The following is an 18,322-nucleotide window of genomic DNA, read 5'->3' as shown; positions in this document are numbered from 1 at the left end:
ATGCCCAAGGGAGAGAAACGCATGAGAAGCGTGAGGCGAGATCTGATCTGTGCATCGATAGCCGTTGTGTGTCTCGGTGGAGCGGCGGCCCAGGAGCGGAGCGGTAAGGCGGAGATCTTCGCCAGGCTGCCTCAGTCCGTCGGCAACATTGCGTTCACGCCGGACAATCAGCTGATCTTCAGTCACCATCCGTTCTATGAGCCCGATCTGAGAGTGGCCCGGCTCACGTCGCCGACGACTTTCGAGCCCTTTCCAAATGCCGAGTGGAACGCGTCAAGGAAGGGAACCGATCAATACCTCGACAACGTGCTCGGCTTGCGATCCGACGAAAGCGGAATCGTATGGATCATCGATATGGGGTTTCGAACCCGGATTACGCCAAAGCTCGTGGGCTGGAATACGCGAGCGAACAGGCTCGAGCGAATTTACTACATGCCGGAGCCCGTCACGGTGACCGGGTCTCAACCGCAAGACATCGTGATCGATCAGAAGCATCGCAAATTCTATATCGCCGATGAAAACATCGGGCCGGGAGGCGACGGCTCTCACGCGGCGATCATCGTGATCGACATGGACACCGGTGCCGCGCGGCGCGTGCTGGATGGCGATCGGTCAACCGTTCCCGAAAATATCCCGATCACGGTGGACGGCAACGAGCTGACCGTGCCGGGCAAGGACGGCAAGCAATCCGTCATCAAAGTCGGCTGCGACGGTATCACGATGGACGTCAATTCGGAGTGGGTCTATTTCGCTCCGCTGAGCGGCCGGTCGCTTTATCGGATCAGGGCCGCCGATCTCGGCAACGAGAAGCTCGGCTCCGAAGAATTGAGCAAGCGGGTCGAACGCTATTCCGACAAGCCGAATAATGGCGGGCTATCGATCGACTACGCGGGAAATATCTACCTGACCGCCGTTGAAACCAGGTCGATCGGCATCATCGGGGCGGACCGGAAATATCGAACCTATCTCAATGATGCCGACATGGTGTGGCCGGACGGCATTACGGCGTCTCCCGACGGATACATGTACGTGTCCGCGTCCCAGGTCTCCGCAGCCGCGATGTTTCACAACGGCAAGGCAGAGAACAAGACGCCCTATCTGATCTATCGGTTCAAGCCGGAGGCCGCGGGCTACATCTCCCGTTAGGGTGCGGGCGGGTCGCCGGCCAGCAGGGCGGCATTGCCGCCGGCTGCCGCGGTGTTGATGGTCACGGTCTGCTCGGTGGCAAAGCGCGCGAGATAATGCGGGCCGCCGGCCTTCGGGCCGGTGCCGGACAGGCCGTTGCCACCGAACGGCTGCACGCCGACAACGGCGCCGATCATGTTGCGGTTGACGTAGATGTTGCCGACCTGGACACGGTCGATGATGGCCTCGACCGTGTCGTCGATGCGGGAATGCACGCCGAGCGTCAGCCCGTAGCCGGTGCGCTCGATCGCTTGCAGCACGCGTTCGAGGGTCTCGGCGCGGTAGCGCACCACATGCAGGATCGGGCCGAACACCTCTTCGGTGAGCTGGCTGGCGTTCTTGAGTTCGAAGATATGCGGCGCTACGAAGCAGCCCTCAGGCGCGTGACCCGCAAAGTGCAGCCGCGCCTCTTTCTTCATCCGGGCGATGTGCGCGTCGAGCCGCTGCTTGGCCTCGGCGTCGATGACGGGGCCGACATGGGTCGCGACGTCAGCGGGGTCGCCGATCTTCAACTCGCGCGCCGCGCCCGCGATCATCTCGATGATGCGATCGGCGACGTCCTCCTGCACGAACAACAGCCGCAACGCCGAGCAGCGCTGGCCTGCGGAACGGAACGCGGAGGTGACGACGTCGTCGGCGACCTGTTCGGGCAGCGCGGTGGCATCAGCGATCATGGCGTTGATGCCGCCGGTCTCTGCGATCAGCGGCACGATCGGCCCATCCTTGGCCGCCAGCGTCCGGTTGATGTGGCGCGCAACCTCGGTCGAGCCGGTGAAAACGACGCCGGCAATATCCGGATGCGCGGTCAGCGCGGCGCCGATGCGGCCGTCGCCGGTGACGAGATGCAGCGCGCTTGCGGGGATACCAGCCTCATGCAGAAGGGCGATAGCCTCGCGCGCGATACGCGGCGTTTGCTCCGCGGGCTTTGCGACGACGCTGTTGCCGGCCATCAGTGCAGCCGTGACCTGGCCCAGGAAGATCGCCAGCGGAAAGTTCCACGGAGAGATCGCCACGAAGACGCCGCGGCCGCGCAGGGCGAGTGCATTGCTCTCGCCGGTCGGGCCCGGCATCGCGACCTCGCCGCCGAACAGTTTCCGGCCCTGCGCCGCGTAGTAGCGGCAGAAATCGGCGGCTTCGCGCAGCTCGGACAGCGCGTCGTCGAGCGTCTTGCCACCTTCGCGCTGAAGCAGCCCGATGAAATACGTGCCGCGGTTTTCCAACAGATGCGCGGCCTGCTCCAGCGCCGCCGCGCGTGTCGCCGGCGGCGTCCGGCTCCAGGCCGCAAAGCCCGCGCGGGCTGCGGCGATCGCTGCGCCTGCCTGCTCGGGCGTTGCGTCGGCGACCGGCTTGAGATCGATCGTCCCGGCCCTGACGTCGGCGAGCATCCGGTCGAGCGCCGCGCGCTCGCCGAACTCGATCCCGGCCGAGTTATGCCGCTCCGGCGCAAAGAGATCGCCCGGCAGCGGAATTTTGGCGTGATGGGCGTGATCGGGACGAACGATGAGATCGACCGGGCGCTTCAGCAGCGCCGGGACGGGGACACGGTAATCGGCCGCCTGCGCCACGAAGGAGGAATTGGCGCCGTTCTCGAGCAGCCGGCGCACCAGATAAGCGAGCAGATCGCGATGGCTGCCGACCGGTGCATAGGTGCGGTAGGAGATCTCAGGATGATCCTTGGCGAGCTGCTCGTAGAGCGCTTCGCCCATGCCGTGCAGGCGCTGGAATTCGAAGCTGCCGGCATCGCCGGCGAGCTCCAGCACGGTTGCGACGGTGAGCGCGTTATGGGTCGCGAACTGCGGGAAGATGCGCGGCCGCAACGCGAGCAGCTTCGCCGCGCAGGCAACGTAGTTCAGATCCGTCATCGCCTTGCGCGTGAACACGGGGTAGCCGTCGAGCCCGCGTTCCTGCGCGCGCTTGATCTCGGTGTCCCAATAGGCGCCCTTGACCAGGCGCACCATCAGCTTGCGGTCGTGCGCACGTGCAAGCTCGTGGACGTAGTCGATCACCGCGCTCGCGCGCTTCTGATAGGCCTGGATTGCGAGCCCAAAGCCATCCCAACCGGCCAGCGAGGGATCGGCGAGCGTTGCCGCGATGACGTCGAGCGACAGCTCAAGCCGGTCGGCTTCCTCGGCATCGACGGTGAAGTTGAGGTCATACGCCCTGGCCCGCCGGGCCAGATCCAGCAATTGCGGCACCAACTCGGCCATCACGCGCGCGCGGCTGATCGCCTCGAAGCGCGGATGCAGCGCCGAGAGCTTCACGGAGATGCCGGGCCGGTCGGGCAGGGGATGGTTGCCAGCCGCCTTGCCGATGGTTTCGATCGCGCTGGCATAGGCGTCAAAATAGCGCTTCGCGTCCGCTGCGGTTCGCGCGCCTTCGCCGAGCATATCGAAGGAGTAGCGTGGCCTCTCTCCCGAGCGCGGCTTGCCCCGCTCCAGCGCCTGCTCGATGGTCTCGCCGAGCACGAAATGATTGCCCATCAGCCGCATCGCCTGGCGCGTGGCGGTGCGCACGGCCGGCGCGCCCAGCCGCTTCACCAGGCGGCCGATGGTCCCGTCGGGCGTCTCGCCGGGCTGGATCACGCGCGCCGACAGTCCGAGCGCCCAGGCCGAGGCGTTGACCAGGAACGCCGTGGACTTGGTCTCGTGATGGATGAAGTCGCCTTCGCCGAGCTTGTCCTCGATGAACTGGTCGGCAGTGCGCGCGTCCGGTACGCGCAGCAGCGCTTCCGCCAGCACCATCAGCGCCAGCCCTTCCTTGGTCGAGAGTGCGAACTCCCGCAGCATGTCCTCGACGCCGCCGAGCCGGTCGTCACGCTTGCGGATCGCCTCGATCAGCCGGGTGGCGGTGCGGTCGATCCGCGCCTCCTGCGGCGAGCTCAGATGGGCAGACGGAAAGAGGCGCGCAGCGATGTCGGCATCGTCAGGCGCGTAGGGGGCGGTGAAGGGCGGTGGAATGTTCGGCATGGCGTGTCCTGTGGCTGAAATCCAGGATAAAGCCCGCATAACCGTAGTTCGATAGACAAATTAGCCGATTTGCCTTAGGAAATGAAGATCACTTGGATATCAACCGTATAAAATATGGAACTCGATCGAATCGACCGGAAAATCCTCTCGATTTTGCAGGAGGATGGGCGCATAGCCAATGTCGAGCTGGCCGAGCGCATCGGGCTGTCGCCGACCTCGATCGGCGAGCGGCTGAAGCGCCTGCAGCGCGAGGGCTTTGTCGAGGGCTATGGGGCGCGGCTCAATCCGCACCGGCTTGGGCTCGGCTTGCTGGTGTTCGTCGAGGTGCTGCTCGACAAGACCACGCCGGACAATTTCGAGCGCTTTGCGCGCGCGGTGAAACTCGCGCCCGAAGTGCTCGAGTGTCACATGGTTGCCGGAGGCTTCGACTATCTAGTGAAGGCGCGGCTGGCCGACATGACCGCGTACCGGCGCTTCCTCGGCGAGACCCTGCTGTCGATGCCGGGTGTGCGCGAGACGCGCACCTATGCGGTGATGGAAGAGATCAAGCGCGACGCACCGTTGCCGGTTGGCTGACGAAATGCGGTCGCGATTGTCACTGCTGCAGCGTTGAAATGGCGATCTCTACGGGCAAATAGTTTCCGCGCGCAGTCGCAACGCCTGTCGTCGAATGCACTGATCGTCTTCTAAAATTTTTTTGGCCCAACTCCCGGACAGATCCGGGAGGCAGCGAAGGCTGGCGGGCTTATACTTTGAGGTTCTCTGCGGATGTCTTGCCCCGGTTTGCGATCTCTTCATACTCAACCGTCTGGCCCTCATTGAGGGAGGACAGACCGGCTTTCTGCACTGCCGAGATATGCACGAACACATCCTTGCCGCCCGACGCAGGCTGGATAAATCCATAACCCTTGGTCGGGTTGAACCACTTGACCGTACCTTTAGCCATCACGACTTCTCCGCGGGTCTTCCTCCGAGATCACGAACCGCCAGTCCCCGCCAACCGGCCGGTTCGGTCCTAACAGGATACGCGGAATGTGGCGGCCTTGGTAGATCAAACCATATCGACATTTCGCGGAAATTCGCTCAACTTCGCGGCGTTTTTGCCGGTTTTGCCCGTTTCGCGGTCAATTCTCGCGGACGCGGCACACCCTCCGTCAATAAGTCGCGGCCAGATAGTCCACGATCTTGCCGACGTCGGCATCGTCGATTGGTGCGCCGTAGACCTTGATCATCTTGGTCACCTCGGCCTGCCAGAACGCTTTCTTGTCCTTCATCGGCGGCTGCGTGGCGATGTAGTCGGACGAGTGGCAGGCGGCGCAATTGCCCTGCACGACCTCGAGATTCGGGCCCGGCTTGAAGGCTGCGACCTCATCCGGCGTCTTGTAATTGACCGGCGCTGCAAGTGCCGAACCCACCGCGGTCGTGACCGCAAGCGCGATGGTGAGGAGAACGGTGCGCTGCATGATCATTCTCCTCAGGCCACGCTGACGCGGACGGTTTCGACGACGTTGCGCAAGTATCCCGCCGGGTTCCAGCGCGGCGTCTCCGGCTGCGTCTCGCCGGCATTGCTGGTGGCGCGCACCCTGAGTTCGACCTGGCCCGCGGCAAGCTTCACCGGCAGTTTCCATTCGCGGAATGAGTAGTTGCCGAGATCCTTGCCGAGCTTGGCGGAGGCCCAGGTCTTGCCGCCATCGGTGGAGACCTGGACGTCCTTGATGCCCTTGCCGCCGTCGAAGGCGATGCCGCGCAGCGTCGTGCGCCCCGCCTTCAGCTTGGCGCCATCGGTCACGCTGGTGATGAAGGAGCGGATGGTGAAGCGGTTGATCGGGATCGTCGCCTTCGGCGCGGTGCCGGGCTCGATCGAATTGTTCGGCGTGTCCGGGATGCGATAGGCCGACTTCATCCAGAAGCCGTCATAGATCGTGTCGACGACGGTGATCTCGTTGAGGTGCTTGACCCAGTATGTGCCGTAATAGCCGGGCACGACCAGGCGCAGCGGGAAGCCGTTGAGGAACGGCAGCTCGTCGCCGTTCATGCCGTAGGCCAGCATCACCTCGCCGTCGGTGGCGTGCGCGAGGTCGAGCGCCTTGGCGAAGTCGGGCGTCTTGTCGCTCACCGGGCCGTCCATGCCTGCGAATACGACCTGCTTCGCACCCGCCTGCACGCCCGCCATCTCCAGCACCGCCTTCAGCGGCACGCCGCGCCAGCGCGCATTGCCCATAGCGCCATTGCCGAGCTGGCCGCCGGCGACGCGCGGCTCGACGAGGCCGCGGCTGTTGCCGGAGCACTGGTTGACGGCGACGATCTCGGTCGCCTTCATCTTGCGGATGTCCTTCAGCGACAGCTTCAGCGGCTTGTCGACCTTGCCCTTGACCTCGAGCGTGAACGTGTCGGGATCGAGATCGTAGGGGAGGCCGGCGAGGTGATAGCGCACGAAGAACGCGTTGTTCGGCGTGATCGGGCCGTCGTTGAACACCGCGAACGGCGTCTCGAGCTGCGGCGGCCGGCTCGTGAGCCCGATCATCGGCCGCTTCTGCGGATATTTCACCAGCGGCCGCTGGCCATTGGCGAAGGGCAGCGTCACGGTGTCGAGTGCGAGCGCTTTGGTGGAATTCAGTGTGGCCGCCATGGCGGCAAGGCCCGCTCCTTTGAGCAGGTCGCGTCGATCGAACATGCAGTCTCCTCCCGGAGCTTTTCGTTGGCTCGCGGTCATCACCGCGAGGCCCGCGCCCATCTGTCGCAACGACTCATGCGAAGTCAATTCGTGCTTTCGCAGCAAGCCCATGCCGTTGCGCTGCAGCAACGCGGTGTTACGCCGCGACGCGTTCACCGCCGGCGATGAGGGCGGACAATGTCCTGGTGTCGGTGACGACGCGCACGACCATCGGTTCGTCGCGGCCGCGGATCGCGACCTCCTGCTGCGGCAGCGCATCCTCGTGCAGGCCGGCGGTGCGGCGGACCTCTTCGGAGACGATCGCCTCGCAGGCGAGCGTCTTGGTCATGTCCTGAAGCCTGGCCGCGACGTTGACGGCGTCGCCGAGTGCGGTGAAGACGATGTGGTCGCGATAGCCGATGTCGCCGATGATGACCTCGCCGCCATGCACGCCGATGCCGAAGCGGATCGGCTGGCGCAGATCGTGGCTCAAGAGCTCGTTGAGCTCGTCGACATGGGTCGCGATGCCGGCCACCGCCTTTAATGCTTGCCGGCAGGCGGTGTGCGGATCGGTGGTGAGGCCGAACAGCGCCAGCATGCCGTCGCCGACGAACTGGTTCGGCTGGCCGCCATTCTCGATCACGGCCTGCGACACCGCGCCGAGGAAGCGGTTGACGATAAAGACCGTATCGAACGGCAGCCGCTTCTCGGCGAGCTGTGTCGAGCCGCGCATGTCCACGAACAGGCTGACGAGATAGCGCTCCTGGCCGATTCTGGCGGGCGCGGATGCATGCGCGTTGGCGGACAGCGTGTGCGGCATGAACAGCTGGAAGAAGGAGAGATCGGTGTCAGGCCGCAGCTGGCAGGCAAGCCGGATCGAGGGATCGGCGGTGCCGACGCGCGCCAGCACGAAGGCCTCGCGCTGCGACGGCTCGGGCAGGGCGCCATGGTCGCCGATGATGCGGATGCGGCAGGTCGAGCAGCGCGCACGGCCGCCGCAGACGCTGGCATGCGGCACGTTGTGGCGCAGGCTCGCTTCCAGCACGGAGAGGCCCTTGGGGACCCGCACCGTCTTGCCGTTGCCGTAGGACAGCGCGATCATGCCGCCGCGCCGCTCGCGCCAGCCGCGTACGCCACGCCCGAGCAGCACCAGCCCGAGCAGGCCGAAATAACCCATCGTCAGTCCGCCGGTGATGCGGTCGAGCGTGGCGGCCTGCGCGAACGTGCCGACCTCGCGCTGGGTGTAATTCTGCTTGCGCCAGTCGGCATCCTCGCTGTCGGCGGCGACACTCCGGCCACCCTGGTAGATGCCGAGCAGCGCCAGCGTCGGGATCAGCACGGCGGCCGCCAGCAGATACGGCGCCGCGCGGATGAAGAAGGGCTTGAGCCGGAGCCAGAAGAAGATGCCGATGCAGCCGTGCACCCAGGCGACGATCAGCAGGAGCGTCATCGTCCAGAGCCGGGCCGGCGCCACGACGAAGAACAGATACAGCTCCTGCGGATAGAGCTTCTCGTGCCCGTACAGCGTCTGGCCCAGTCGCACGCCGATCACATGCGCCATCACCAGCGCCGGGATGCTCAAACCGAGCACGAGCTGCAGCGGCTCGATCGTCCGCCAGCGGAACTGGCGGCGTTGGTACAGCGCGTAGACACCCAGCCCCATATGGGTCAGGGCCGCGCCATAGAACACGATCGCGACCGGCAGGAACTGCCAGAACGCCATGTGGTAGGCGACCCCGATCTGCATGGCCTCGACCGAGATGTTGCCGAGCGCATGGTTGAGGAAATGGCTGACCACGTAAGCGAACAGGATGACGCCGCACACCAGCCGCACCTGCCGCGCGCTGGTCGAGCGGACGAGTTCGGGCAATCGTGAAAGGGCGGTGGCGGCCATGATTCGCTTGTACCAGTTCACTGATGAGAACAGCCAGTAGAGAGTTAAATTCCGCGGGTGAATGGCCCCTCCGATCACATGCGCGGCAAGGTTACCTAACGGTAAGTCTCGCGGGCCTCCGCTGTCGTCCCGGACAAGCGCGCCTCAGCGCGCGCCGATCCGGGACCCATAACCACAGGGAGAAGTTTGACGAAGACACGTGGTGATCAGCTCGTGCCACACACCTCCCTGGGGTTATGGGTCCCGGGCTCGCGACTACGTCGCGCCCCGGGACGACGCGGAAACGCGCCGCAACACCGGCCACATTGACTCCCCCTCCCAAGTCGGGGAAAAGCGCGGCCGTGACGATCGCTCCCGACATTACCGTGAAGCCCGACGGCGCGTCGCGCCGGCCGCTTGTCGTGGCCGCGCTGGTGATCGCCGCGATGACGGTGCTGCGCATCGTCTATGCTTCCGCGATCGAACTGCGCACCGACGAGGCCTATTACTGGACCTGGTCGAAGGAGGCGGCGCTGAGCTTCCTCGATCATCCGCCCGGCATCGCCTGGCTCATCAGGTTCGGCACCGCGATCTTCGGCGACACCGCGCTCGGAGTCCGCTTCGGCGGCATCGTCGCGATGCTGGTGACGCAGCTTCTGCTCGCCGACATCGTGCGCCGCCTCACCCATGATGTGCGTGCGGTCGTGGCGGCGGTGCTGATGCCCGAGGCCGCGCTCTATTACGGCCTGCTGATGGCCAAGGTCGCCCCGGACGTCGCCTTGGTCCCGTTTGCGGTGGCGATGATGTGGTCGCTGGTGCGGCTCGCGCAGAGCGGGGATGGACGCTGGTGGCTCGCGGCCGGCCTGTTCGCCGGCCTGTCGCTGCTGTCGAAATTCACCGCCATCATGTTCGCGCCTGCGGTCGCCGCCTTTCTGCTGGTGCCGGATTGGCGCTGGCGTTGGCTGCGCAGCCCCTATCCTTATCTTGCGGTGCTGATCGCGATCGCCGTGTTCTCCCCGGTGCTGATCTGGAACGCGCAGCACGACTGGGCCTCGTTCCGTTTCCAGGGCGTGCGCGCCACCGCCAATTACGGCATCTCGCTGCGCACCGTCGGCGATTTTATCGGCCTGCAATTCGGCCTCGTCGGTTTCGTCCTGCTGCCTGTGGTGCTGTTGGGCCTCGTGATGACGGCGTGGCGCGGCTATCGCAGGCGCGAGCCGGTTGCGATCCTGCTGTCGACCGCGGTGCTGGTGCCGTTCGCCTATTTCTTCTTCAAGTCACTGACGCTCAGGGTTGGCGACACCTGGCCGATGTTCATGTGGCCGGTCGGCTTCGCCGCCGCCGCGGTGAACCTCGCGATGATGCCGAAAGACGGCTGTTCGACGTGGTTGATTCGGTCGAGCATCTTCTGGATGAAGGCGGCGCTGGTGTCGGGGATCGCCTTCGTCGTGATCGTGTTCCTGTATTACGTCGCGGCGCCCTGGAATTTGCTCGGCAAGATGGATCCGATCGGCGCCGAGGCCGGCTACGAGCAGGTCGCTGCGCGCGCACAGGCCGCACTGGATGAGACCGGCGCGACCTGGATCGCGACCACGGATTACCGCACCTACGCCATGATGCGCTGGCTGTTCCGCGGCCGCGTGCCCGTGGTCGAAATCAACGAGCGCGGCCGCTTCCAGGATTTTCGTGATCCCGGCATGGACCGGATCAAGGGGCAGGCGGGGATCTATGTCGGTCGCCAGCCCGACGATCATTCGCCGCTCTGGGAGCAGATCCCCGCGACGCACACGCCATTGGGGCAGGTCGAGCGCCGCTGGCGCGGTGTCCTGATCGATACCTACACGATCGACAAGCTCACCGGATGGACCCCGGAACTCTCTCCGCCAAAGGACTCGCCGCTGTTCCAGTGGCGCGTGCTGGCGGGGGAGTTCGGCGCGAGAGTCGCGCACTTGCTTACCCTCCCCTGGAGGGGGAGGGTCGATCGCGCGTAGCGCGAGCGGGGTGGGGTGATCTCTCCACTCGGGCACTGTCGGATGTGGAGAGACCGTCACCCCACCCCGTCTCGCATCGCTCGCGCGCTGCGAGCCGACCCTCCCCCTCCAGGGGAGGGTCAGGAAGATCGAGCTACTCCTCGTCCTCTTTTTTCCGCAGCAGATCCGTCGCCAGATCCGACAGCTTCGGCGGCGGCAGGGCTGCGAACGGCAGTGGCCGCGTGACGTCGATCGCGGCCAGCCCGAGCCGCGCGGTCAAGAGCCCGTTGAGCATGCCTTCACCGAGCCGCTGCGACAGCTTGGCCGCGATCCCGTGCCCGAGCATCTGCTGCACCAGGCTGTCGCTCGCGGCGAGACCGCCGGTGATGGCGAGATGGGCGATGACGTGGCGGAGCAGGCGGATCATGCCGAGCGTGCCGGGCCGGCCGCCATAGAGCCGGGCGAGCTGGCGGATCAGGCGCAGCGAAGCCACGAACACGAACAGCACGTCGAACAGCGCGCGCGGCGAAACGGCGGTGACGATCGATACCCGCTGCGCCGCCGACGACACCAGCCGCCGTGCTTCCGCATCCAGCGGCGACATCAACTCCCGCTCGGCGAGCCGGATCATGTCGGCGCCGTCGATGATCTCGCCGGCATGACTTTCGAGTGCGGCACGGGCGCGCGCAAGCTGCGGGTTCTGATGCGCGATCGCGATCAGATCCTGCACGATGGCGCGGCTCTCCTTGCGATCGTCGCTGGCGAGCACCTCGGCGGCACGCCGGTGCAGTTTTTCGATCGTGGCCAATCGTGCGAGGCCAAACGCCTCGCGCCCGATCACCACCGCGAGCGCAAGCGTGGTGACGAAGGCGAACGCAAGCCCGACGAAGCCAAGGCTCTCGCTGCGCGCAAACAGATCCTCGATCAAACGCACGACGCCGAGCCCGGTGCCGAGCAGCGTCAACCCGGCGACGCCGGACCAGAACAGCGCGCCCCAGGGAAAGCCGCGCCGTGCGGTGCGCACCGTTTCGATCGGCACCGGCAATGTCGCCGGATCGGGCTCCGGCGTGATCTGGATCGTGGCGCGACCGAGCCGGCTGGTCTCGTCGGCCTCGGTCACGACGACGCCGGGATCGTCGAGCCGGAACGTCGCCGGCCGCCGCGGCTGGGATCGGTCGTTCATGCGAGCTTGTCTCCGATCAGGAATTGCAAGGCACGGTCGAGGCGGATGTGGGGCAGCGCGGGCTCGTCCGTGCCCTCGCGTTCGAGCTTTGGCGGGCGGAAGCGCAGGAAGCGGAAATCGCTTGTCTCGGCAGCTTGCGTCGACAATCCGCGGAAGGCATCGGTGCCGTTGAAGAGCGGTTCGGGGTCCAGCGGCAGGTCGCCCGGAAAAGTCGCGACCTCCGTGTTGCCGTCGAAGAACTCACCGCCGGCGCTTTCGCCTGCGGCCGGCGTTCCCAGGATCGAGGGCAATTTGTCGCGGCCACGGGTGACCTGGGCTTCCCGGGTGGCGCGGACGGCGGCGAGCGCCACCACATCGATTTGCGCGCCGGTATTTTCCGCACGTGCGAGCGCCCGGGTCACCGCGCGGCGCAGCACGGCCTCGAGCCGGTCGTGGCTGGAATGATGCAGATGATCTGCCTTCGTCGCCGCGAACAGGATGCGGTCGATGCGCGGCCTGAACAAGCTGGAGAGGAGCGTGCTGCGGCCGATGTTGAAGCAGTCGAGAATGCCGGCAAGCGCCGCTTCGAGATCGTGCAGCGCCTCGGGTCCGGAGTTGAATGCGGACAGCGCGTCGGCCAGCACGATCTGGCGATCGAGCCGCGCAAAATGATCCCGGAAGAACGGCCGCACCACGAGGTCCTTGTAGGCCTCGTAGCGACGCACCATCATCGCCCACAGCGATCCCTCCGGAGCCTGACCACCGACGGGCACGTCGAGCGGCGCAAAAGTCAGCGCGGGCGTGTCGGCGAGACTGCCGGGCATCAGGAAGCGGCCGGGCGGCAACAGGCTCATGGCAAACCGCTCGTCGCGGCAGGCGCGCAAATATTGGGTGAAGAGCTTTGCGGCGGTCAGCGTGGCCTGCTCGTCCTCGCGCGCTTCGGGCTTGAGCGTTGCCAGATGGGCGTGCCAGTCCGCGGCAAGATGTGCACGCGGCGCCTCGCGCGAGAGCGCCAGGCTTTCCGTCGACCATTGCTCGAAGCTCTTCTGCAACAGCGGCAGGTCGAGCAGCCATTCGCCGGGATAGTCGACGATGTCGAGCGTCAATGTGCGGTCGGCGCCGTTCGGGCGCTGATAGTCGATGACGAGACGCAGCTCGCTGATGTCGACGGTCGAGTTCGGCCAGCGCCGCTCCTCGATCAGCGCGCGCAGATGACTTTCATAGGAGAAGCGCGGCACGGCGTCGTCCGGCTGCGGTGCCAGATGCGCCCGCGCGATACGGCCGGAGGCATAGGCTTCGAACACCGGAAACCGGCCGCCACGCGTCAGCCCGTGGATCAGCGCGGTGATGAATACGGTCTTACCGGCCCGCGACAGGCCGGTGACGCCAAGCCGCACCGTCGGGTTGAAGAAGTGCTCGCCATAGTCGATCAGCGCGCGGGCCGACAGGCGCGCTTCTTCGATCATATCCTGGAAACTGAATGCCATATGAACGTGATTGATCTCGGGCGGGCGGAACAGTGATGCCGTTCACAAAAGTGGCAATTGCGTGAGGAAAATCAAGCTTCATACTTCCACCGCCTTTGTCGGCAAATCAACCGATTGAACGACGCGCCGGTCCCGAAAGACCCATAGAACAGTGGCCTTGTATTTGCTTTGCGGATTGCCATGACCGTCTTCAGATTGAAACAGCTCGCCTCCCATTCGGTCCATGCCGCGGCCGACGCCGTCGGCTGGCACTACGACCGCGCCGAACTGATCGCCGACGGTGTCATCCACGCCATCGGCGTGCTCTCCGGCATTATCGCTGCGACCGTTCTCGTCGTGCTCGCGGCGGTCTATGCCGATGCCACCGACATCGTCGGGGTCTCGATCTATGTTGCTGGCCTGCTGTCGATGCTGGTGCTGTCGGCGAGCTATAACCTCTGGCCGGTCTCGCCGGTCAAATGGCTGCTGCGGCGGTTCGACCATTCCGCGATCTATCTCCTGATCGCCGCGACCTACACGCCGTTCATCCTGGAGGTGAAGGACAGCGTGTTCGCGCTGGCGCTGCTTGTCTGCGTCTGGTGCGTCGCGATCGTCGGCATCGTGCTGAAGCTTCGCTATCCCGGCCGGTTCGACCGTGTCGCCGTCGGCATCTATCTTGCGATGGGCTGGAGCGGCGTGATGCTCTATGGCCCCGTCGTCAAGGCGCTGCCCGCGCTGGCGCTGGGCTTCGTGTTGGCAGGTGGTATTCTCTACAGCCTCGGCGTGATCTTCCACGCCTGGCGGCGGCTGCGCTTCCAGAACGCGATCTGGCACGGCTTTGTCTTGGCCGGCGCGGCATGCCATTATACCGCGGTGCTCGACCTCGTGTTGAGCTAGCGAAGTTCCGCGCAGCGGCATAAGCAGCGCGGTATCAAGACAAGAGGAGACGTCGCATGCAGGTGACCGGCAAGGTCGTGGTTGTCACGGGCGGCGCAAACGGCATCGGCAAGGCGCTGTGCGAGGCCTTTCACAAGGCGGGCGCGGCCAAGGTCGTGGTCGCGGATATGGATGCCGCCAACGCGCGTGCCGTCGCCGCGACGGTCGATGGCGCAGCCTTCAAATGCGACGTCGCGCAGGAAAAGGAGATCTCTCACGTCATCGAGGAGACCGAGCGGCAGTTCGGCCCGATCGCGCTGTTCTGCTCCAATGCCGGCATCGGCGGCGGCTTCGATCCGATGTCGGTCAATGCCGGCGGCGCCTCCGACGAGCCCTGGCAGCGCTCCTGGGCGATCCACGTGATGGCGCATGTCTATGCGGCGCGGCACCTCATTCCCCGTATGAAGACACGCGGTGGCGGTTATTTCCTCAATACCATCTCGGCCGCGGGCCTGCTGTCGCAGGTCGGCAGTCCGGCCTATTCCACGACGAAGCACGCCGCGGTCGGCTTTGCCGAAAACCTCGCGATCTCGCACAAGGCCCACAATATCAAGGTCTCGATCCTCTGCCCGCAGGGCGTCGACACCAACATGCTGCGCTCGATCCCGAAGGGCCCGCAATCCGGCGACGGCGACCTCACGCCCGAGCAGGTCGCCAAGGACGTGCTCGCCGGCCTCGATCAGGAGACCTTCCTGATCCTGCCGCACCCCCAGGTGCTCGGCTACATGCGCAAGAAAACCGAGAACTACGACCGCTGGATCGGCGGCATGGCCAAGATCCAGGCGAAGATGCGGGAAGAGTTCGGGAAGTAGCCGACAGGTCTGCTTGCTTGAGCCATGCCTGCGCCAAAACGATCAGTGTCGTCCCGGCGAACGTCGGGACCCATAACCCCAGGGAGGAGTTTGGCGAGGACTGGCAATGATCTTTCCTGCGGTACTGACACCTTCGCTTACCGAGAAATCACGCGGTATGGGTCCCGGCGTTCGCCGGGACGACAGCGGTAGTTAGGCCGTCGTCTCCGCCTCATCCTCCCCCCGACTCTCCCGCAGCGCCCGCGCATAGAGCATCATCCCCTCGCGGACCGTGCGCTGCTCGGCCTCCGTCAGCGCAGCCAGCGCGCCGCGCACCTGCTGCCGGCCGAACGCATGCAGCGCCTCCAGCGTGCGCCGGCCCTTCGCGGTCAGCGACAGCAGCTTGCTGCGCGCATCAAGCTCGTCCGGCGTCTCCCTGAGCTCACCGCAGTCGATCAGCTTGCGCACCATGCGGCTGACGCTGGATTTCTCCAGCCGCAGGAAATCGCCGAGCTCGCCCGAGGTCAGCGGACCGCGGATGCCGATCTCCAAAATTGTGTGCACCGCTGACGGCGGATAGTCCGATGCCGCCACCGTCGCATCCATGAAGCCGAGCTCACGCACCATCAGGCGCGAGGCGGCGCGGATGTCGTCGATCAGCGCGAGTTCAGCCATCTTGACTCCCGGCATATAGTTGTATCATACAACTATATGCGCGCAACGGCGCGCGCAAGCGTCTTGGAGTGGGCCATGAGCGGAACTTTGCCAGCCGGCGGGCGCATGAGGGGCAAGGTGTGCCTCGTCACGGGTGGCGGCAGCGGCATCGGTCGCGCCACCGCGCTGCGGATGGCGGCCGAGGGCGCCGAAGCGGTTGTCGTCGCGGGCCGGCGCGAGGCCGAGATCGAGGCCGCCGCAGCAGCGTGCCGCGATTTCGGTGCGCAGGCCATCCCGATCCAGACCGATATCACGCGAGAGGACGACGTCGAGCGTCTGGTGCGCACGGCGGTTGAACGCTGCGGCCGGCTCGATGTCGCCTTCAACAATGCCGGTTTCCAGGAACGCCGTGCGCCGCTGGAGCAGCAGGGCATGGAGATCTACGACAGCGTGTTCGACACTAATGTCCGCGCGCTGTTCTTGTGCCTGCGCCATCAACTGCCGGCGATGCTGGCGAACGGCGGCGGCAGCATCGTGGTCAACGCCTCGGTCAGTGGCGTGCGCAATCCCAATCCCGGCTTCTCGCTCTACTCGGCCTCGAAGGCCGCCGCGATCTCGCTGACGCGGTCGGCAGCGATGGAAAATGCCCCGCGCGGCATCCGCATCAACGCCATCGCCCCCGGCCGTGTCATCACCGACATGATGCTCAGCGCCGGCGTCGGCGACGTCGCAAGCGTTGGCGCCGGCCTGCCGCTGCGGCGGATGGGCACGCCGGAGGAGGTGGCGGAAGCCGTGGTGTGGCTGTCGTCCGACGCATCATCGTATGTCGTCGGGCATGTGCTTGCGGCGGACGGGGGATTCTTGGCGGCGTGATGTTGGGCGCGAACCAAAATCTTGGTGTCGTCCTGGCGAAAGCCAGGACCCATTACCCCAGGGAGTAGTTGTAGCGCGAGATCGGCATGACCAGCCGTCGTCAAATTGTCGGCGGTGGTAATGGGTCCTGGCTTTCGCCAGGACGACGATGTGGAGGGAGCGCGTCTTAATGCTTCTGCCCGTACAGCACCGGCACCGTCGAATCCACGACGACCTCCACAAGGCTGGTGCCCTCGTGCGCCATCCCGCGCTTGAGTGCCTCGCCGAGCTCTGCCGCCTTCGTCACCCGCACCGCGTGGCAGCCCATGCCTTCGGCGAGCCGCACGAAATCGATGCCCGGCAGCTCCAGGCCCGGCACGTTCCGCACCTGCATCACCTGGCTGAACGAGCGCATCGCGCCGTAGCCGGAATTGTTGATGACGACGATGGTCAGCGGCAGCTTGCGTTGGGCTGCGGTCCACAGCGCCTGGATCGAGTACATCGCCGAGCCGTCGCCGATCAGGCAGACCGTGCGGTTGTTCGGTTTGCCGAGCGCCATGCCGACGGCGGCAGGCAGCGAATAGCCGAGGCCACCGCTCGCCATGGTGTAAAAACTGTCCTGGCCGCGCATCGGCAGAAACTTCTGCATCGCCGGCCGGTGCGAGGGCACTTCCTCGACCAATGATGCGCCATCCGGCATCGCCTGCGACAGCGAATGCAGCAGGAACTCGACCGGCAGCGGATCTGCGGCCTGCGGCGCCGGCGGCAGCGTGCGGCCTTTTGGCGTGGCGCGTTTGCTGTCTGGCAAAAGGTCGAGCAGCAGGCTCAGCGCCGGCTTCATGGTGGCGATGATGCTGGTGCCGACCGGTGTGACCGCGGCGGCATCCGGATCATCGGTGATCTGGAAGATGGTCGCACCGCCGTCGAAAATCGCGGCATGGCCCTCGACATGGAAGGTGAAGACGGGCGCGCCGATCACGACGACGAGATCGTGCTCGCGCAGCGCGTCGGAGAGCTGCGCCGGCGAGGCATGCAAAAAGCCCGCGAATTGCGGATGCCGCTCGGGGAACGAGCAGCGCGCCGAGAACGGGCTGACCCAGACGGCAGCCTTCGCCTTCTCGGCGACGCGCACCATCAGATCGACCGCGCCGGCGCGGTCGACGCCGGGGCCGACGACGAGGGCAGGGTGCTTTGCGGAGCCGAGCGCGGCAACCAGCGCCTTGATTGCTTCGGGCTCAGGCCCGAGCTCGCGGCTGACCTTGCGTGCCTCGACCGGCGCGGTCGCATGCGTCCAGTCGTCGATCGGGATCGAGACGAAGGTCGGCCCGCATGGCGCCTGCATCGCGGTGTAATAGGCCCGCGCGATCGCGGCGGGCACGTCCTCGGGCCGCGCCGGCTCGACGCTGTACTTCACATAGGGCCGGGGAAACTCGGATGCGCGCTCCGCATAGAGGAACGCCTGCAAGGGCAGGATCGAGCGGGCCTGCTGGCCGGCGGTGATCACCAGCGGGGTCTGGTTGCGGTGCGCGGTATAGATATTGCCGAGCGCGTTGCCGACGCCGGCCGCCGAATGCAGGTTGACGAAGCCGGCATTGCGCGTCGCCTGCGCATAGCCGTCGGCCATGCCGACCGCGGAGGCTTCCTGCAGCGCGAGCACGTAGTCGATGTCGTCGGGCCAGTCGCTCAGGAACGGCAGCTCGGTCGAGCCCGGATTGCCGAAGACGCGCTTGATGCCGAAGGAGCGCAGCAGATCGAGCGTCGCCTGCTTGACGGTGACGGACTTGCTGCCGGTCTTGCCGTTTTTTGTCATTGGT

General features: G+C 65.7%; 15 protein-coding genes. 6 read left to right on the top strand and 9 right to left on the bottom strand.

What is annotated here, in order from left to right:
• Nucleotides 1–21: 21 nt before the first annotated feature.
• Nucleotides 22–1,146 (top strand): major royal jelly family protein, encoded by a 1,125-nt coding sequence (locus NLM32_RS40035; protein WP_254134155.1) that lies wholly within the window; start codon nt 22–24, stop codon nt 1,144–1,146.
• Here NLM32_RS40035 and putA read toward each other — a convergent pair.
• A complete protein-coding gene (gene putA / locus NLM32_RS40030) occupies nt 1,143–4,151 on the bottom strand; it encodes a bifunctional proline dehydrogenase/L-glutamate gamma-semialdehyde dehydrogenase PutA (protein WP_254134154.1) in 3,009 nt (1,002 codons plus the stop codon). The two genes, NLM32_RS40035 and putA, sit on opposite strands and share 4 nt — an antisense overlap.
• Nucleotides 4,152–4,265: 114 nt before the next feature.
• Between putA and NLM32_RS40025 the strand changes: the two genes are divergently transcribed.
• The gene (locus tag NLM32_RS40025) at nt 4,266–4,727 is read left to right on the top strand and encodes an Lrp/AsnC ligand binding domain-containing protein (protein WP_018643717.1); all 462 of its coding nucleotides are present in this window, start codon (nt 4,266–4,268) and stop codon (nt 4,725–4,727) included.
• 169 nt (nt 4,728–4,896) lie between these two features.
• Here the strand turns inward: NLM32_RS40025 and NLM32_RS40020 are convergent, their stop codons facing one another.
• The 4 genes from NLM32_RS40020 to NLM32_RS40005 all read right to left on the bottom strand — a co-directional run bounded on the left by NLM32_RS40020 (nt 4,897) and on the right by NLM32_RS40005 (nt 8,698).
• Entirely contained in the window at nt 4,897–5,097 is a 201-nt protein-coding gene (locus NLM32_RS40020; RefSeq protein ID WP_008134691.1) for a cold-shock protein, read from the bottom strand.
• A gap of 208 nt (nt 5,098–5,305) precedes the next feature.
• Nucleotides 5,306–5,614 carry a cytochrome c gene (locus tag NLM32_RS40015; RefSeq protein WP_254134153.1) on the bottom strand — a complete coding sequence of 103 codons (309 nt, stop codon included), beginning with the start codon at nt 5,612–5,614 and terminating at the stop codon, nt 5,306–5,308.
• Nucleotides 5,615–5,625: 11 nt separating this feature from the next.
• Nucleotides 5,626–6,825: a molybdopterin-dependent oxidoreductase gene (locus NLM32_RS40010; protein ID WP_254134152.1), complete on the bottom strand. Its 1,200-nt coding sequence runs from the start codon at nt 6,823–6,825 to the stop codon at nt 5,626–5,628.
• Nucleotides 6,826–6,961: 136 nt separating this feature from the next.
• On the bottom strand, nt 6,962–8,698 hold the full coding sequence (locus NLM32_RS40005) for an adenylate/guanylate cyclase domain-containing protein (RefSeq protein ID WP_254134151.1): 1,737 nt from the start codon (nt 8,696–8,698) through the stop codon (nt 6,962–6,964).
• Nucleotides 8,699–9,123: 425 nt separating this feature from the next.
• Between NLM32_RS40005 and NLM32_RS40000 the strand changes: the two genes are divergently transcribed.
• Nucleotides 9,124–10,668, top strand: a complete 1,545-nt coding sequence (locus NLM32_RS40000) for a glycosyltransferase family 39 protein (protein ID WP_254135534.1) — start codon at nt 9,124–9,126, stop codon at nt 10,666–10,668.
• A 133-nt stretch (nt 10,669–10,801) separates the two neighbouring features.
• Here NLM32_RS40000 and NLM32_RS39995 read toward each other — a convergent pair whose 3' ends face one another.
• Both NLM32_RS39995 and NLM32_RS39990 read right to left on the bottom strand, forming a co-directional pair.
• The gene (locus tag NLM32_RS39995; protein WP_254134150.1) at nt 10,802–11,830 is read right to left on the bottom strand and encodes a YcjF family protein; all 1,029 of its coding nucleotides are present in this window, start codon (nt 11,828–11,830) and stop codon (nt 10,802–10,804) included.
• Entirely contained in the window at nt 11,827–13,296 is a 1,470-nt protein-coding gene (locus NLM32_RS39990; RefSeq protein ID WP_254134149.1) for a YcjX family protein, read from the bottom strand. Before NLM32_RS39990 ends, NLM32_RS39995 begins: the two co-directional genes overlap by 4 nt.
• Nucleotides 13,297–13,476: 180 nt before the next feature.
• Here NLM32_RS39990 and NLM32_RS39985 point away from each other — a divergent pair, with 180 nt between their 5' ends.
• Nucleotides 13,477–14,172 carry a hemolysin III family protein gene (locus NLM32_RS39985; protein ID WP_254134148.1) on the top strand — a complete coding sequence of 232 codons (696 nt, stop codon included), beginning with the start codon at nt 13,477–13,479 and terminating at the stop codon, nt 14,170–14,172.
• A 56-nt stretch (nt 14,173–14,228) separates the two neighbouring features.
• Entirely contained in the window at nt 14,229–15,023 is a 795-nt protein-coding gene (locus tag NLM32_RS39980; protein WP_254134147.1) for an SDR family oxidoreductase, read from the top strand.
• Between the two features lie 192 nt (nt 15,024–15,215).
• Here the strand turns inward: NLM32_RS39980 and NLM32_RS39975 are convergent, their stop codons facing one another.
• Nucleotides 15,216–15,677 carry a MarR family winged helix-turn-helix transcriptional regulator gene (locus NLM32_RS39975; protein ID WP_254134146.1) on the bottom strand — a complete coding sequence of 154 codons (462 nt, stop codon included), beginning with the start codon at nt 15,675–15,677 and terminating at the stop codon, nt 15,216–15,218.
• Nucleotides 15,678–15,752: 75 nt separating this feature from the next.
• On the opposite strand from NLM32_RS39975, the gene NLM32_RS39970 reads away from it, so the two are divergent.
• Nucleotides 15,753–16,529 (top strand): SDR family NAD(P)-dependent oxidoreductase, encoded by a 777-nt coding sequence (locus NLM32_RS39970; RefSeq protein WP_254134145.1) that lies wholly within the window; start codon nt 15,753–15,755, stop codon nt 16,527–16,529.
• Between the two features lie 166 nt (nt 16,530–16,695).
• On the opposite strand, the gene mdlC is transcribed toward NLM32_RS39970, so the two are convergent.
• A complete protein-coding gene (gene mdlC / locus NLM32_RS39965; protein WP_254134144.1) occupies nt 16,696–18,318 on the bottom strand; it encodes a benzoylformate decarboxylase in 1,623 nt (540 codons plus the stop codon).
• Between the last annotated feature and the right edge of the window lie 4 nt (nt 18,319–18,322).

This window comes from Bradyrhizobium sp. CCGUVB14 (assembly GCF_024199935.1).
GTDB lineage: Bacteria > Pseudomonadota > Alphaproteobacteria > Rhizobiales > Xanthobacteraceae > Bradyrhizobium.
The sequence above is the reverse complement of the archived record's forward strand: the minus strand, read 5'-3'. Positions and strand labels throughout refer to the sequence as shown.